Genomic DNA, 15,743 nt, shown 5'->3' on the forward strand with positions numbered 1-15,743 from the left:
GAGATCCATGCGAAGAGCAGTCCTGGCCTTACTCCTGGCCGCCGGAACGATCACGATCGCGGCGCCGCCCGCGCAGGCGGCCGACACGGACCTGCTGGCCGGACGGGCCTACACCGCCTCCGTCGCGGCCGCCGCCGCCTACCCCGACACCGGCGGCACCGAGCTGACGGACGGCACCAGCGCGGCCGCCCTGCTGGCCGACGCCGCCTGGCAGGGACGCAACGGAGCGGCGAGCCACCAGTTCACCGCCGACCTGGGCACGACCTCCAAGGTCGGCTCGCACAGCGCCACCTTCTTCCAGTACACGAGCGCGGGCATCCTGCTGCCCACCCAGGTGACCTACCAGGACTCCCTCGACGGGACCACCTGGTCGACCGCCTGCACCGTGCCCCAGCAGAGCGCCACCGGCACCACCACCAAGGCCTACGCCTGCACGCCCGCCTCGCCGCGCACGGCCAGGTTCGTCAGGATGGTCGTGACCAGCCAGGCCGCGACCTGGTCGTTCGTCACCGAGTGGGACGCCATGGGCTCCTCCGCCTGCGGCACCGCTCCGCACCTGTCCGGCTCGTTCCTGCAGCCCGCACTGGGCGACACGTGGTCGACCGCGCAGTGGGCCACCGAACTCGGCTACCTCAACAGGGCCTGCATCGGTGAGCTCGCCCTGCAGTGGACCGCCGACAGCAAGGCCAAGACGACCGTCTACCCGACGAGCCTGCCCGGCTACACCAAGTCGACGACGAACGACGTGGTGGAGCGCACGCTGGCCGCCGCGGACGCCGCGGGCACCAAGGTCTACCTCGGGCTGCAGGTCAACGACGACTGGTGGCACAAGTTCGCCGGCGACACCGCGTGGCTGAACGGCGAGGCGGCCACGGCCAACGCCCTCGCCTCCGACCTGTGGAGCAAGTACGGCTCGCACCCCTCCCTCACCGGCTGGTACCTGTCGTTCGAGGTCGACAACTGGAACTTCACCACCCAGGCCGGTCAGGACGCGATGGCCGCCTTCTACACGACCGTCGCCGACCACCTGCACACCCTCACGCCGGGCAAGAAGGTGGTGATCTCCCCGTTCTTCAACACCGCGGGCGGCCTCACGGCCACGCAGTGGCAGGGCATGTGGACCTCGATCCTTTCCCAGAGCCCGATCGACGTCATCGCCCTGCAGGACGGCGTCGGAGCCGGACACGCGAGCACCGGGCAGCTGTCGGACTGGTTCGCCGCCACCAAGAACGCCATCAGCGCGGCCAGGCCGTCCACGCAGCTGTGGGCCGACACCGAGACCTTCAACCTCGACTTCCAGCCGATGGGTGTCAAGGACGTGGTGGCCGACATGCAGGCCGTGCAGGCCTCGGTGTCGAAGTACTGGAGCTTCTCCTATGACCACTACCAGAGCCCGCTCCAGGTTCCCGCGATGTACGACACCACCTACCGCGACTACCTGGCCACCGGCGCCGTCGAGAGCACCGCGCCGACCACCCCCACGGGACTGACCGCCACCGCGGCGAGTCCCCTGAGGGTCGACCTGTCGTGGACGGCCGCCACCGACGCCGTCGGTGTCGCCGGCTACCGCGTCACCCGCAACGGCAGCCTGGTCAAGACCCTGTACGGCACGGCCACCTCGTTCGCCGACGCGGGGCTCGACCCGTCCACCGCCTACACCTACTCGGTGGCGGCGTTCGACGCCGCGGGGAACGTCTCCGGCAGCGGCGCCCCCGCGTCCGCGACCACTCCTGCAGCGCCGAGCAACCCGGTCAACCTGGCCGCCGGCAAGCCGTACACCTCGTCGATGGCAGCGGACGCGGCCTACGCCGACGCGGGAGGCGAGCTGACCGACGGCGCCTACGGCACCACGGTCTATTCCGACGCCGCCTGGCAGGGTCGCAACACCGCGGCCGCCCACTCCTTCACCGTCGACCTCGGCGCCACCAAGGCGGTCAAGGAGCTGTCGTCGGACTGGCTGCAGGTGAAGGGCGTCTACATCTTCCTGCCGAAGAAGGTCACCTACGCGCTGTCGGCCGACAACGTCACCTTCACCACCGTGGGGACCGTTGACGCCCCGGCGGTCGCCGCGACCGACCAGTCCAGGAAGTACCGCCTGCTCGGGCTGTCGGCCAACGCGCGCTACGTCCGCGTGACGGTGGAGCCCGCCAGCAGCGCCTGGTCCTTGACCGACGAGATCGAGGTGCGCTCCACCACCCCCTGACCGCACGCGCGGGTTTCCCGTGGCCCGCCCCGGGAAACCCGCCCCGGCCATCCCGCCGCGCCGTTCTGCCGGGACCGCGAGACCGCGAGACGCACTGGTCTCCCGGCCTGACGTCTCGGGGTCTCGGGGTTCCGGAGTTTTAAGGTTGCGGGTCCCGGGGCCGGCCTCGGGGTCTTGGGGTTGCGGGGTTTCGCGGTCACGCGGATTCCCGGCCGCGTCGTCTCCCATGGGACGGTCGTGCTGGGCGGGTCGTCCTGGGGGAGGGGCGCCCGGTGGGGCGTCCCCCTGGTGGGTACTCCTCCTGGGTAGGAAGGTCCCGGGTTCGCGCCGTCGCCGAAGCCGGTTTCCCTCTCGCGGGTGGAGGGGAGGGGACAGTCGTCGGCGAAGTGGGGGAGCCGCCGTGACAAGCCGGGACCCTTGAGCGGGGTGCCGGGCTCCGGTGAGGGCCTTGGGCCGACCGCATTCGCAAACGGGCGGCAGGAGCGGGCCATGGGGTTCGAGGAGTTCAAGAAGCGGCAGAGCGTCGTCTGGGGCACGGGGCCGTACGAGCGGCTGCCCGAGCACTATCAGCCGCTGCTCGACCACGTGGCGCGGGCGCTCGAGGCGGCTCCGGGGGAGCGGGTCCTCGACGTCGGCACGGGGACGGGCGCGCTCGCGACCCTGCTCGCGCGTACCGGCGCGGAGGTCACAGGGGTCGACCTCGCGCCCGCGCTGATCGAGACCGCGAGACGGCTCGCCGCCGACGAGGGTCTCGACATCGGCTACGACGTCGGAGACGCGGAGCGCCTGCCGTACGAGGACGCGAGCTTCGACGGCGTCGCGTCCAGCGTCGGTTCGATCTTCGCTCCCGACCACGCCGCCGTCGCCAGGGAGCTGGCGCGCGTGTGCAGACCGGGCGGGCGCCTGGCGCTCGGTGTGTGGAGCGACGAGCGGGGCGTCGTGGACATGTTCAACGTGATGCGGCCCTTCATGCCCCCGACGCCGCCAGGGGTGGGCTCGCCGTTCCAGTGGGGCAGCCGCGAGTACGTCGAGCAGCGGCTGGGCGGGGACTTCGAGCTGCGCTTCGAGGACGGCGACGCCCCGCAGACCGCCGAGTCGGGCGAGGAGGTCTGGGAGCTGTTCTCCACGGTCTACGGGCCGACCAGAACTCTCGCCGAGTCACTCGAACCAGACCGGCGCGAGGAACTGCGCCGCGCGTTCGTCGAGTTCTACGAGGGCTACCGCACAGCGGACGGCGTGCGCCAGCCCAGGCCGTACCTCGTCGCCATCGGGATCCGCCGCTGAAACAGCAAGATCCCCGAATCCCCTGTGACCACAGTTACACATGTGTAGCTTTTTCACTTTATCCGGTGACTGTGGGGGTGGACATGTCGTCAAGTGGGGGGCTCGCCGAGGCCATGCGGCTGTGGGGAGAGGGCGATCTCGACGGTGCCGCCGTCCTTCTGCGGCAGATCGCCGCCACCGGAGACCCCGAGGGCTCGCACCACCTGGCCAGGCTGCTGGAGGAGCGGGGCGATCTCGAAGGGGCCGAGGCGGCGCACCGGTCGGTGATCCAGTCGGGCCACCCGGTGCTCGGGCAGCACTCGGCGATCTCCCTCGGCATGCTCCTGGTGGACGCGGGCGAGTGGGCCGCGGCCCACCGGGTGCTGACGGTCGCCTCGGACGGCGCCGACTTCGAGATCGCCGCCCTCGCCGACACCGCGCTCGTGCTGGTGCTCAACAAGCTCGGTGACCAGCAGGGCGCGCTGGAGGCGCTGGAAAGGGCGCGGCTGTCCGACAGCCCCTCGGTCGCCGAGCTGGCCGCGCGCCTCGAGTTGCCGGAGTTCGGCGCGCCCGACCCCGCCGCGGCGCGGGAGATGTACGAGCTGGCCAGGCAGATGGACGACGAGGACGCCTTCCGTCACCTGCTGACCTGCGGCGACCCCGAGATCGTGGCGCTGTCGGCGTTCCGGCTCTACACGATCTACGCCGACGGCGAGGACTACGAGGCCGCCCGCGAGGTGTGCGAGCGGGCGATCGCCGTCGGCCACCCCGACCATCTGACGATGGCCTACAAGCTGCTCGGCGCCGTGCTGGTCGACCTGGGGGAGTACACCGAGTCGCTGGAGGCCTACCGCAGGGCGGCGGAGGACGGCAGGCCGGAGCTCCGCCTGCCGGCGCTCATCGAGCAGGCGAAGGTGACCGCGCAGCTCGGCGACGTGGAGACGACGCGCGCCATCTTCCGCCGGGTGATCGCCAGCGGTAACCCGGAGTTCGCCGTCGAGGCGCACGCCTGCCTGGGCCAGATGGCCGTCGAGGCGGGACAGTACGCCGAGGCGATCGAGGAGCTGCGCGCGGTTCTCGACGCGGGGGAGTCGGAGTGGTCCTCGATCACCGTGACCATGCTGGGCATGCTGCTGGATCAGGCTCCGGGCCACCGTGAGGACGTCCTGGCGATCCTGCGCGCGGCCACGGAGCACGCGGACCAGGACGCGGCGTTCAGGGCGGCGCTCGTCCTGGAGCACGCCGCGTTCCAGGAGCCGCTCGCGGACCCGGTCGAGGAGCAGGCGCTCCAGGACACCGACGCGGGCTTGCACCTGCTGAAGGAGGGCGAGCTGGACGGGGCGCGCAGGCTGCTGCGCCGGGCGGCCGACTCGGGAGCGCGGGAACAGTCCGTGCGCGCCATGATCGCGCTCGCCGAGCTGGAGATGGCCGAAGGCGATCTGGAGCAGGCCGACGAGCTGCTGCGGTACGTCGCCGAGGGCGACGACATCCGCCAGGGCCTGGTCTGCGCCGTCTTCCTGCACCTGCTGGAGCAGCAGGGCGACGGGCTCCATCCCGTGCTGCGGGCGGTCGTGATCCATCAGCGGCTGGGCAGGCAGGAAGGACTCGCCGCCTACCAGGAGGCAGCCGAACACGCCGACCCCCGGGTGGCGGCGATCGGCACGGTCTTCCTCGCCCAGATCCTCGCCTCGTTCGGCTTCAACCTCTCAGACGCGGCCGAGCTGTTCGTTCGGGCCGCGGACTCGGGCGATCCGTTCGCCCTGTCCTATACGGCGCTGATCTACAGCGAGGTGCTGGCGGGACAGGAGAAGGACGAGGCGCTCGCGCTGCTGCGCCGCGCCCACGCCGACGGGCACCAGGCGCTCGCGCCATGGGTCGCCTACGAGCTGGGCCGGATGGTCGGCGACGACGAGGACGGCTGGGCCGAGGCCCGCGCCGCCTACGGTTCCGCGCTCGACGCGGGCCACGCGGGGCTGCGCTTCGAGTCGGCGGCCGCGCTGCTGCAGGTGCTGGAGAACCAGCAGGACCTGCTGGCCGCGTGCGCGCTGCACGAACGCGTGATCGCCCAGGGCGACCCGGTGCAGGCGCCACGCAACGCGCTGCTGCTCGGCCTGACACTGCTACGGCTGGACGAGGTGGAACGCGCACGCGCGGCCTTCGAGCTGGTGCCGGAGAGCCACGACGAGCTGTCGCACGATGGCGTCCACGCTCGCCGCCTGCTCGGCCGCGACTTCGGGGGCGCCTCCCGGGCGCTCGTCCTGGCGGGCGGCGGCTGGGTGGCGACCATGATCGCGATACAGACCGCGCACGCCTGGCAGCGCCGCGGCGAGATCGCGGCCGCCGACGGGGCGCTGTCGGTGGCGCTCGAGGCGGGTCACCCGTCCTTCCGGCAGGAGGCCGCCGTATACCTCGGCACGCTGCGGAACGACGCGGGCGACAGGCGCGGCGCGATCACCGCGTGGCGGCAGGGCGTCGACGGCGACAGCGAGCGGCTGACGAACCTGCTCCTGCACCGCATCGGCACCGCCGCGAACGCGCTGGGCGAGCACGACACCGCGGCGGAGGCCTTCAGCCGCGTGCTCGACGAGCAGGACGAGGATCACGCACGCGACGTCGCCGGCGGTCTCGGCCAGGCGCTGGTCGCCGCGGGCCGGATCGACGAGGCCCGCGAGGTGCTCTCGCGCGCCTTCGGCGACCAGGCGCCTTTCCACCTCGCCCCAGAGCTGGACAAGGCGGGACGCGTCGCCGAGGCGGTCGCGGAGTACCGGACGGTCGCCCATCACCCCGAGTTGGCCGGCCCCGCCTCGATGAACATCGCGGTCCTCCTGCGCGCTCACGACGACCTGCCCGGCGCCGTCGCCGCGGCCAGGGCGGCCGTCGCGCGCGCGACCGGCGAATGGATGGCGGAGGCGGCGCGGACACTCGGCTCGCTGCTGGCCGAGGCGGGCGATCCGGCGGGGGCGAGCGCGGCGTACGAGCGGGCCGCGCTGGCCGACCAGCGGTCGGCGGGCCAGAGCCTGCTGGAGCTGGGCCGTGTCCTGGAGGAGGCGGGGGAGCTCGAGGCCGCCAGGTCGGCCTACGAACGAGCGGCGGCGCAGGAGGACGACGAGCGGGCCGCGGCCATCGCCGCCTACCGGCTGGGCAGGGCCACGCCGCAGGAGCGTCCGTGGGCCATGCTGGCCGAGGGCGACAGGACCGGCGCCCTGGCGGGGCTCACCGAGCTCACCGGATCGGCGTCGCTTGCCGAGCTGCTCCTGGCCCTCGACGCGGACGACGTGCCCGAGGTCGGCAGGCTGCTGACCCCCGGCTCCGGCGAGGACTGCTTCGAGGAGACGATCCAGGCGGCCCGCGCGGGCGAGGACGACCTCGCACATGCGCTGCTGCGGCTGGTCATCGACCGCGGCGGACCGGTCCAGGCGGCGAAGGCCAGGCTGATCGTGGCGGGCATGCTGGCCGAGGACGGGCACCCGTGCAGGGCCGAGCTGTGCCTGATCCCCGTGACCGGGTGCGGCGACGCCGAGTTCGAGCGGTACGCGTGGAAGAACATCGGCGTCCTGCGCGAGCGGCGGGGCGACGTCGACGGCGCCATCGAGGCCTACAGGGCCGCGATGCCCGGCACCGTGTCTCAGGTGGTGCGGCTGCTGGAGGCGCGCGGCGACGAGGACGGCGTCCTCGAGACGCTGTACGGCGGCGCGGACGCGGGTGACCTGGAATCCCTGCGGTTCCTGCCGGGCCACCTGCTCATGCGCCAGGACCACGAGCGGGCCGCGGCCATGGCCGAGCGGGCCGTCGCCACCGGCGACACGGAGACCGTGGCGATGGGCTACTGGACGTGGGGCGACGTGCGCAAGGCGGAGGGCGATCCGGCGGGCGCGGTCGTGATGTACCGCAAGGGCATGGAGGCAGGCGACCCCGACAGCCTCGAACCCATCAGGGTCGACCTCGGGCAGGCGCTGCACGCCCAGGGCGACGTCGAGGGCGCGCGGCGGGAGCTGTGGCGGGCGATCGAGTCGGACGTCCCCGACGCCGTGGCCAGGGCTGGAGTCACGCTGGGCATGTGGTCCTACGAGGACGGCGACCTGCTCGGCGCCGCCAGGGCCTTCGCCCACGCGGCCGCCACGGAGAGCCCTTTCGCGCGGAACGCGCTGACCAATCTGAACGCCGTCGCCTACCAGGCGGCCGAACAGGGCGACCACGCGCTCGCGGTACAGGTGCTGGAGCTGGTGGGCGCGGACGCCGCCGGCACGGCCATGGACCTCGCCGCCGAGTGCGCCGACCCCGAGGCTGTGCGCGCCTACTACGCGGTGGCCGGCGCGGACCCGTACACCGAGCTGGGGCTAGCGGGGCGGCTCGCCGAGCTCGGCGAGAGCGGCCAGGCGCGCGCCGTCTACGAGCGGCTGCAGGAGCACGACGACCCGGAGATCAGGTTCATCGCCGGCAGCCAGGCGCTGTCGATGCTCGACAAGGACGAGGACGGCGAGGCCATCTACGAGCTCACCGCCCGGCGGGCAGGCGACGCCGACAGCCCGCTCCAGGACGTGTTCGGCAGCCTGCTCGGCCTCCTGCAGAGCGAGCGGGGCGACACCGAGGACTCCCTGCGCACGCTGCGGGCCGCGGCAGAGGGCGGCGCCCCGATGGCGCTCAGCGTGCTCGCGCAGGCGCTCGTCGCGGCGGGCGAGGTGGACGAGGCGCGCGAGGCCTACGCCCGCGTGGCCGAGGGTGACGACGCCGACCTGGCCGCCAGGGCCATGATCTCCATCGGGCAGACCTACCACGACGAGGACGAGGAGCGGGCGCGCGCCTGGTACCTGCGCGGGGTCGAGGCGGGGCAGGGCCACACGGGCGCGGTGGCCGCGATGTACCTGGGCGCGCTGGCCAAGCGCGCCCGCGACTTCCCCGAGGCGCTCACCTGGTACCAGCGGGTGCTCGACTCGGGTGACTCCGAGTCGGGGATGGCCGCGGCGCACCTGGGCGAGCTGTGCTACTGGCTGGGCGACAGGGACGGCGCGCTGCGCTTCTACGAGCTCACGCTCGCCCTCACCGAGCAGCCGGACCTGGTCGCCGAGGCCGCGCACCGGCTCGGCGAGATCCGCTTCGCGCATGGCGATCTCGCCACGGCCCGCCGCATGCTGGAGATCGCGGTCGAGACCGGCGACGCCGCCTTCGCGCCCCCGGCACGTGAGCTCCTGGCGCGCCTGCCCTACGCGTGATCTTCGATGTCCAGCGCGACGGCAGGACGCCCCCTCACCGGCAAGACGCCGATCCGCAAGAGCGTCGTCTACGAGGACATGATCTACCACGCCGGCGGCGGGACCGCCTGCTCCGGCCGAGGCCCGGATCCTGTACGGCCCGCGCGAGTCGCGCGGGCCGTACGGGAGATCACTTGCGCACCGGCAGCCGCACGGGCCGGTGGACCAGGTTGCCCTTGGTCCACGGCAGGTCGTCGGCCGGCTCGGTGAGCGTGACGCCCGGCAGCCGCTCCACCAGGACTCCCAGGATCTCCTGCAGCTCCATCCTGGCCAGGTTCGCGCCCAGGCAGAAGTGCGCGCCGCGGCCGAACGTGATGTGCTGCGGCCCCTTCCTGTCCAGCACCAGGGTCTGCGGGTCGGGGAAGATCGACGGGTCGTTGTTCGCGCCGACGAAGGCGGCGATGACCCCCTCCCCCTTGCCGATCGTGCCGGAGGGAAGCTCGACGTCCTCGGTGGCGACCCTGATCATCGCCCCCTCGCCCGGCGTCTCCAGGCGCAGCAGCTCCTCGACGGCGGTCGTGACCAGCTCGGGCTCGGCGGTGAGCCGTTCGTAGCCCTCGCGCGGGTCGAGCAGCCTGAGCATCGACCTGGCCAGCACCGAGCCCGTCGTCTCGTGCCCGGCCAGGAAGAGCCCGACGGTCATGCGTACGAGCTCGTCCTGGCTCAGCTGGTCGCCCTCGTCCCTCGCCTCGATCATCGAGGAGAGCAGGCCGTCACCGGGCTCGTCCCGATGGGCGGCGATCAGCTCGGCGGCGTAGGTGTAGAACTCCATGGCGGCCGCGAACTTCTGCTCCGAGGTCAGGCTCGAGGTCGACAGCATCGCGTCCGACCAGCCGCGCACCCGCTCGGTGTCGATCCCCGCCACCCCCATCACGTCGCAGATCATCTGGACGGGGAGCGGGAAGGCCAGCTCGCCGACGAAGTCGAACTCGTCGGGCAGAGCGTCGATCAGCTCGTGCGTGAGCGCCCGCAACCGCGGCCGCCAGGTGGCGACCTGGCGCGGGGTGAAGGTGCCCGACAGCAGCCTGCGCAACCTGGTGTGCTCGGGCGGGTCGGTGTTCATCAGGCTGCCGGGGGAGTCGGCGATGTTGTAGCCCTCGAACATCCTCGGCGCGCCCGGATAGTGCAGGTCGCGGCTGAACCGGGGGTCGCTCAGCACCGCCACGACGTCGTCGTACCTGGTCGCCAGCGCCACCACGTCGCCGCTCGGCAGCCGGACCCTGCCGAGCGGATCGCTCTCCCGCCGCTGCGCGTATCGCGCGTGAGGACACCCACGGGGGCCGGTCAGGAAGGGATAACTCTCGAGTTCGGCCATGATTCGGACGGTACCCAGCGATCTGCGGGCTGCCTAGCCTTCGCCCCGCTTCGGCGATCGTGTCGGGGCCGGCCCTCCGGCGGCTCGCCGGGTACGGCCGGCGGTCAGGGGCCGAGGCGGCGCGCGTGGAAGCGGCGGTGCGCGAAGCCGAACACCATCGCGGCCACCCATACGAAGAACAGCACCTTGAGCACCGTGAACCCGCCCACCGCGAGCCCGATGACGAGCGCGACGAGCAGGATGGGGGCGAGCGGGCCCGGCCCCCTGTGGTGGCGGTGGGCCCTCATGTGGGCCTGGCGCATGTGGCGCATCCGGTGCGCGTGCACGCGTCGCAGGTGCCGCTGGTGTTTCGGGTGTGCCATGGCCCAGTTCGGGCCGTATCCCTCGGGCCCCATGGGCCAGCCGTAGCCGAACTCCGCGGGGTCGGGGTGCCGGCCTGGCCCGCGCCGGTCGGCGTCGTACGCCGCCACGGGGTGGCGCCCTGGGCTCGGCAGATCGACGTGGACGCGGGACAGGTCGCCCACGGTCCGCGCCGACAGCGCGAGGTCGAGCCGCTCGTCGAGCTCCTCGCGGGTCAGTCGGCCCTGCGCGAAGTGCTCGCGCAACGCCTCCATCGTCTCGTCGCGCTCGGCGTCGCCGATGCGCAGCTGGTCATCGGTGCTCATGCGTGGCTCCTCTCAGGAGCTCCTTCCAGGGCTCCCGGCCTGCGCTTTGTCTGGACTCCATATGGCCTTTGCCCGGTGTGCGCGCGTCCCGAAGCGCTGCCTGAAGGGCCGCCTCGAACCGCGGATCCCGTACGGGCCCGCGGTTCGAGGCGGCGGGTCTCATCGGACCCGTCAGGGGTCGGGGCGCGGTGCCGCGGATCATGGCCAGGGGTCACTCGTCGTCGCCGTCGGCCAGGATCTGGTAGAGCTTGCGGCGCGTGTCGATCAGCGCCTTGCGCGCCTCGCGGATCTGCGACTCCGTGCCGCTGTGCAGGATCTGCATCATCGCGAACGCCGACTGCTTGGCGATGTCCATCAGTTCTGCCGAGTTGTCGTCGATGTCGGGACGCATCTCGTCCCACGGCGCGCGCACCTCGTCGGGGTGCTCGGCGATGTAGGTCGTGCCGGCCTCGGTGAGGCGGAAGGTCTTGCGGCCCTCGCTTTCCTCCGCGATGACCAGCCCCTCGTCGGTGAGCTGCTGGAGCGCCGGGTAGACGGCGCCGGGGCTGGGCTTCCAGCCGCCCTCGCTGCGCTCGGCGATCTCCTGGATGATCTGGTAGCCGTTGCGCGGCTCCTCGGCCAGGAGGGCGAGGATGGCGGCGCGGACGTCACCGCGCTTGGCCTTGCGGGTCCTGCCGCCGAACCCGTGGCGACCGAAGGGGCCGCCGGGGCCGCCCCACGGGCCTCGCCCGAACTCGAAGGGGAAAGGATTTCCTCGGCCCCTGCCGCGCTGCCTGTGGTCGTGCGGGCCGCCCTCGCCCGCGGGCTGCGGACCGCGCCGGGGGTGGTGGTGATGCCCGCCGTGTTGCTGCCACGCCTCGGACATCATCCGGAACGCCTCGCGCGCGGCGCGCCTCATCTCTCTGGCGTCGGCCCACTGGCCGCCGCCCGCTGCTTGTGCGGAAGTCATGCTGTTCTCCATCCGTCTGCGATCGACCTTCGAACGCTCTCGATGCTTCAAAGATATATCGCTAACGTGTCGACAGCAACCTTTCATTCCGCCGCACGTCACGCCTTGGCCAACAGAGTGAGCTAGATCACGAAAAAGTCGCGGAAATCGGGAACATGCTTGGGGATGGAGGCCGTTAACTAGAGCAGACGAGGTCGTTCCGCGTCGGCAGGGCTGGGGGGTGCTGTCGCCGTAGGTAACGACCTCGTCTTTTTGTCGTCCGAGGCCGGTGGCCGCGATCCCGCCCCTGTGAGCCCCGCGTGGCGCGGCGATTGTTCGAACGCGTGGCGCGCGCTTTGCCCTACGATGACGTAGCGTGATCTTGACATGATGGGGCACACGCACGCGATGACCGGAGCCGCCGCCTGGCTGGGCCTCGCGCCCGCGCTGGCCGTGCTCCCGTTGGTGAATGAGTCGAGCAGATTCATCGAGACCGGCATCATGGCGGGCGCGCTCAGCCCCGCCGAGATCATCGCGGGCGCGCTGGTGTGCGCGGGCGCGGCGATGCTCCCCGATCTCGACCATCCGAGCGCGACCATCGCGCAGACCTTCGGGCCCGTCACCTGGGTGCTGAGCAAGGCGGTCTCGTGGCTGTCGGGCGGGCACAGGGGGGCGACGCACTCCCTGGTGTTCGCGGTCGCGATGGGGTTCGGCGCGCACTGGCTGGCCGGCGCCTATCCGATCGGCAGGGACATCATGGTCGTCCTGCTCATCGGGCTCGCGTTACGCGCGATAGGGATCGGCATCCCCGGGAACAAGCTGGGCTCCGCGATGGTCAACATCGGGCTCACCGCGGGGTTGTACGTGGTGTTCATGTCGATGGGCGTGGGCTACGCCTGGCTCGGCCTGGCGGTGGCGATCGGCTGCCTCATCCACGTGGTCGGCGACTGCATGACCGAACGCGGCTGTCCCGTGCTGTGGCCCATGGCCTACAAGTTCATGCTGCCGTGGAAGATCGGCATCAAGACCGGCAAGAAGTTCGAGCAGAAGATTCTCGCGCCGATACTTTCCGTCGCCATTCTCGGACTCCTGTACTGGAGACTGGCCTACTAGCGGGTAACTTGATGTCGAGATACTTACCGAGATATCTTGATGTCGAGAGATCCGCCGCCACCTGCGAGTTAGGGTCACCTAACGTCGTGAGGGGTGCCCAAGTGCGGCAGGATCAGAACCGAGAACTTGTCTAACGAGGAGGCGAATCACCGTGTCCGCGAACAGCTTCGGCAGCCGTGACACGCTACGCGTCGGCGACGCGTCGTACGAGATCTTCCGGCTGGATGCCGTCGAGGGCGCTGCCCGCCTCCCGTACAGCCTGAAGATCCTGCTGGAGAACCTCCTTCGCACCGAGGACGGCGCCAACATCACCGCCGACCACATCAGTGCGCTGGGCCAGTGGGACCCGAACGCGGCCCCGAGCGTGGAGATCCAGTTCACGCCCGCCCGCGTCATCATGCAGGACTTCACCGGCGTGCCATGCGTGGTCGACCTGGCCACGATGCGCGAGGCCGTACGCGACCTCGGCGGCGACCCCGCCCGCATCAACCCGCTGGCACCCGCCGAGATGGTCATCGACCACTCGGTCATCGTCGACTTCTTCGGCCACCCCGACTCCTTCCGGCGCAACGTGGAGAGGGAGTACGAGCGCAACCGCGAGCGTTACCAGTTCCTGCGCTGGGGCCAGACGGCCTTCGACGAGTTCAAGGTGGTCCCGCCCGGCACCGGCATCGTCCACCAGGTCAACATCGAGCACCTGGCGCGCGTGGTCATGACCCGCGACGGCAAGGCCTACCCCGACACCTGCGTCGGCACCGACTCCCACACCACGATGGAGAACGGCATCGGCGTGCTCGGCTGGGGCGTCGGCGGCATCGAGGCCGAGGCCGCGATGCTCGGCCAGCCGATCTCGATGCTGATCCCGCGCGTGGTCGGCTTCAAGCTGACGGGCAAGCTCCCCGCCGGCGCGACCGCCACCGACCTGGTGCTGACCATCACCGAGATGCTGCGCAAGCACGGCGTGGTCGGCAAGTTCGTCGAGTTCTACGGCGAGGGCGTCTCCTCGGTGCCGCTGGCCAACAGGGCCACGATCGGCAACATGAGCCCCGAGTTCGGCTCCACCTGCGCGATCTTCCCGATCGACGGCCAGACCATCGACTACCTGCGGCTGACCGGCCGCTCCGAGGAGCAGATCGCCCTCACCGAGGCGTACGCCAAGGCCCAGGGCCTGTGGCTCGACCCCTCGGCCGAGGAGGCTGTCTTCTCCGAGTACATCGAGCTCGACCTGGCCACGGTCGTCCCCTCGATCGCCGGCCCGAAGCGCCCGCAGGACCGCATCGCGCTGTCGGCGGCCAAGACCACCTGGCGTCACGACGTCCTCAACTACGTCGTCGACGAGCTCGACGAGGAGGGCGAGGAGTCCTTCCCCGCCTCCGACGCGCCGGCCTCCAACGCCACCGCCAACGGCCGCCCGCACAAGAGCGTGCCCGTCACGCTCGCCGACGGCACCTCCTTCGAGATCGACCACGGCATCGTCTCGATCGCCGCGATCACCTCGTGCACCAACACCTCCAACCCGTACGTCATGCTGGGCGCCGCCCTGCTGGCGCGCAACGCGGTGGAGAAGGGCCTGACCCGCAAGCCGTGGGTCAAGACCTCGCTGGCCCCCGGCTCCCAGGTCGTCACCGGCTACTTCGAGCGCTCGGGGCTCCAGCCGTACCTCGACAAGATCGGTTTCAACCTGGTCGGCTACGGCTGCACCACCTGCATCGGCAACTCGGGCCCGCTGCCCGAGGAGATCTCCGCCGCCATCCAGGAGCACGACCTGGCCGTCACCGCGGTCCTGTCGGGCAACCGCAACTTCGAGGGCCGCATCAACCCCGACGTGAAGATGAACTACCTGGCCTCGCCGCCGCTGGTGGTCGCCTACGCGCTCGCGGGCACGATGGACATCGACCTCGACAACGAGCCGCTCGGCGCCGGCGCCGACGGCCAGCCCGTCTTCCTCAAGGACATCTGGCCCTCGCCCGAGGAGGTCTCCGAGGTCGTCAACTCCTCGATCGGCCGTGAGATGTTCGAGCGCGACTACGCCGACGTCTTCAAGGGCGACGAGACCTGGCAGTCGCTGCCGATCCCGACCGGCAACACCTTCGAGTGGGACCCCGCCTCCACCTACGTGCGCAAGGCCCCTTACTTCGACGGCATGCCGGAGAAGCCCGAGCCCGTCACCGACATCACCGGCGCCCGCGTCCTGGTGAAGGTCGGCGACTCGGTCACCACCGACCACATCTCGCCCGCGAGCTCGATCAAGGTCGGCACCCCCGCCGCGCAATACCTGCAGGCCAACGGCGTCGAGGTCAAGGACTTCAACTCCTACGGCTCGCGGCGCGGCAACCACGAGGTGATGATCCGCGGCACGTTCGCCAACATCCGCCTGCGCAACCAGATCGCCCCGGGCACCGAGGGCGGCTACACCCGCGACTTCACCCAGGCCGACGGCCCGGTGTCGTTCATCTACGACGCCTCGGTCAACTACGCCGAGGCAGGCACGCCGCTGGTGGTCCTGGCGGGCAAGGAGTACGGCTCCGGTTCCTCGCGCGACTGGGCGGCCAAGGGCACGGCGCTGCTGGGCGTCAGGGCCGTCATCGCCGAATCCTACGAGCGCATCCACCGCTCCAACCTGATCGGCATGGGCGTGCTGCCGCTGCAGTTCCCCGAGGGCCAGACGGCCGCCTCGCTGGGGCTGACCGGCGAGGAGAGCTTCGACATCACCGGTGTCGAGGAGCTCAACCACGGCTCGATCCCCGGCACCGTCCACGTCAAGGCGGGCGACGTCGAGTTCGACGCGGTGGTCCGCATCGACACGCCCGGTGAGGCCGACTACTACCGGCACGGCGGCATCATGCAGTACGTGCTGCGGTCGCTGCTGGCCAAGTAAGGCACTTCCCGCACCCGCGGCCCGGCCAACCGCCGGGCCGCGGGCCGGCGGGAGCCCGGCCTGAGGCCGGGCGGGCGCGACCTCAACGCGCCCCTCTCGGGGGAACCACCCGACCCGGCCGACGCCCCG

8 protein-coding genes are annotated in these 15,743 nt (G+C 71.4%); 5 read left to right on the forward strand and 3 right to left on the reverse strand.

Annotated elements, in window-relative coordinates; genetic code table 11:
- Positions 1 to 7: 7 nt before the first annotated feature.
- The 3 genes from AB0B45_RS06280 (at position 8) to AB0B45_RS06290 (ending at position 8,676) form a co-directional block, all read left to right on the forward strand.
- The gene (locus tag AB0B45_RS06280; RefSeq protein WP_358126149.1) at positions 8 to 2,203 is read left to right on the forward strand and encodes a DUF4434 domain-containing protein; all 2,196 of its coding nucleotides are present in this window, start codon (positions 8 to 10) and stop codon (positions 2,201 to 2,203) included.
- A gap of 489 nt (positions 2,204 to 2,692) precedes the next feature.
- Positions 2,693 to 3,487 (forward strand): class I SAM-dependent methyltransferase, encoded by a 795-nt coding sequence (locus tag AB0B45_RS06285; protein ID WP_358126152.1) that lies wholly within the window; start codon positions 2,693 to 2,695, stop codon positions 3,485 to 3,487.
- An 83-nt stretch (positions 3,488 to 3,570) separates the two neighbouring features.
- On the forward strand, positions 3,571 to 8,676 hold the full coding sequence (locus tag AB0B45_RS06290; protein ID WP_358126155.1) for a tetratricopeptide repeat protein: 5,106 nt from the start codon (positions 3,571 to 3,573) through the stop codon (positions 8,674 to 8,676).
- A 169-nt stretch (positions 8,677 to 8,845) separates the two neighbouring features.
- On the opposite strand, the gene AB0B45_RS06295 is transcribed toward AB0B45_RS06290, so the two are convergent.
- The 3 genes from AB0B45_RS06295 to AB0B45_RS06305 form a co-directional block, all read right to left on the reverse strand.
- Entirely contained in the window at positions 8,846 to 10,030 is a 1,185-nt protein-coding gene (locus AB0B45_RS06295) for a cytochrome P450 (RefSeq protein ID WP_358126157.1), read from the reverse strand.
- A 104-nt stretch (positions 10,031 to 10,134) separates the two neighbouring features.
- Positions 10,135 to 10,695, reverse strand: coding sequence for a DUF1707 domain-containing protein (locus AB0B45_RS06300; protein ID WP_358126160.1), 561 nt, complete (start codon positions 10,693 to 10,695; stop codon positions 10,135 to 10,137).
- Positions 10,696 to 10,906: 211 nt separating this feature from the next.
- Positions 10,907 to 11,644, reverse strand: coding sequence for a PadR family transcriptional regulator (locus tag AB0B45_RS06305; protein WP_358126163.1), 738 nt, complete (start codon positions 11,642 to 11,644; stop codon positions 10,907 to 10,909).
- A gap of 366 nt (positions 11,645 to 12,010) precedes the next feature.
- On the opposite strand from AB0B45_RS06305, the gene AB0B45_RS06310 reads away from it, so the two are divergent.
- Both AB0B45_RS06310 and acnA read left to right on the forward strand, forming a co-directional pair.
- A complete protein-coding gene (locus tag AB0B45_RS06310; RefSeq protein WP_358126165.1) occupies positions 12,011 to 12,736 on the forward strand; it encodes a metal-dependent hydrolase in 726 nt (241 codons plus the stop codon).
- Positions 12,737 to 12,881: 145 nt separating this feature from the next.
- Positions 12,882 to 15,614: an aconitate hydratase AcnA gene (gene acnA, locus AB0B45_RS06315; protein WP_358126273.1), complete on the forward strand. Its 2,733-nt coding sequence runs from the start codon at positions 12,882 to 12,884 to the stop codon at positions 15,612 to 15,614.
- Positions 15,615 to 15,743: the final 129 nt, after the last annotated feature.

It is taken from the genome of Nonomuraea sp. NPDC049152, from assembly GCF_040648355.1.
In the GTDB taxonomy this organism is placed as follows: domain Bacteria; phylum Actinomycetota; class Actinomycetes; order Streptosporangiales; family Streptosporangiaceae; genus Nonomuraea.

Bases quoted from the DNA above. Each gene is read 5' to 3' on its own strand.
- AB0B45_RS06280 (WP_358126149.1), top strand. From the start codon at position 8: ATGCGAAGAGCAGTCCTGGCCTTACTCCTGGCCGCCGGAACGATCACG.
- AB0B45_RS06285 (WP_358126152.1), top strand. From the start codon at position 2,693: ATGGGGTTCGAGGAGTTCAAGAAGCGGCAGAGCGTCGTCTGGGGCACG.
- AB0B45_RS06290 (WP_358126155.1), top strand. From the start codon at position 3,571: ATGTCGTCAAGTGGGGGGCTCGCCGAGGCCATGCGGCTGTGGGGAGAG.
- AB0B45_RS06295 (WP_358126157.1), bottom strand. From the start codon at position 10,030: ATGGCCGAACTCGAGAGTTATCCCTTCCTGACCGGCCCCCGTGGGTGT.
- AB0B45_RS06300 (WP_358126160.1), bottom strand. From the start codon at position 10,695: ATGAGCACCGATGACCAGCTGCGCATCGGCGACGCCGAGCGCGACGAG.
- AB0B45_RS06305 (WP_358126163.1), bottom strand. From the start codon at position 11,644: ATGACTTCCGCACAAGCAGCGGGCGGCGGCCAGTGGGCCGACGCCAGA.
- AB0B45_RS06310 (WP_358126165.1), top strand. From the start codon at position 12,011: ATGATGGGGCACACGCACGCGATGACCGGAGCCGCCGCCTGGCTGGGC.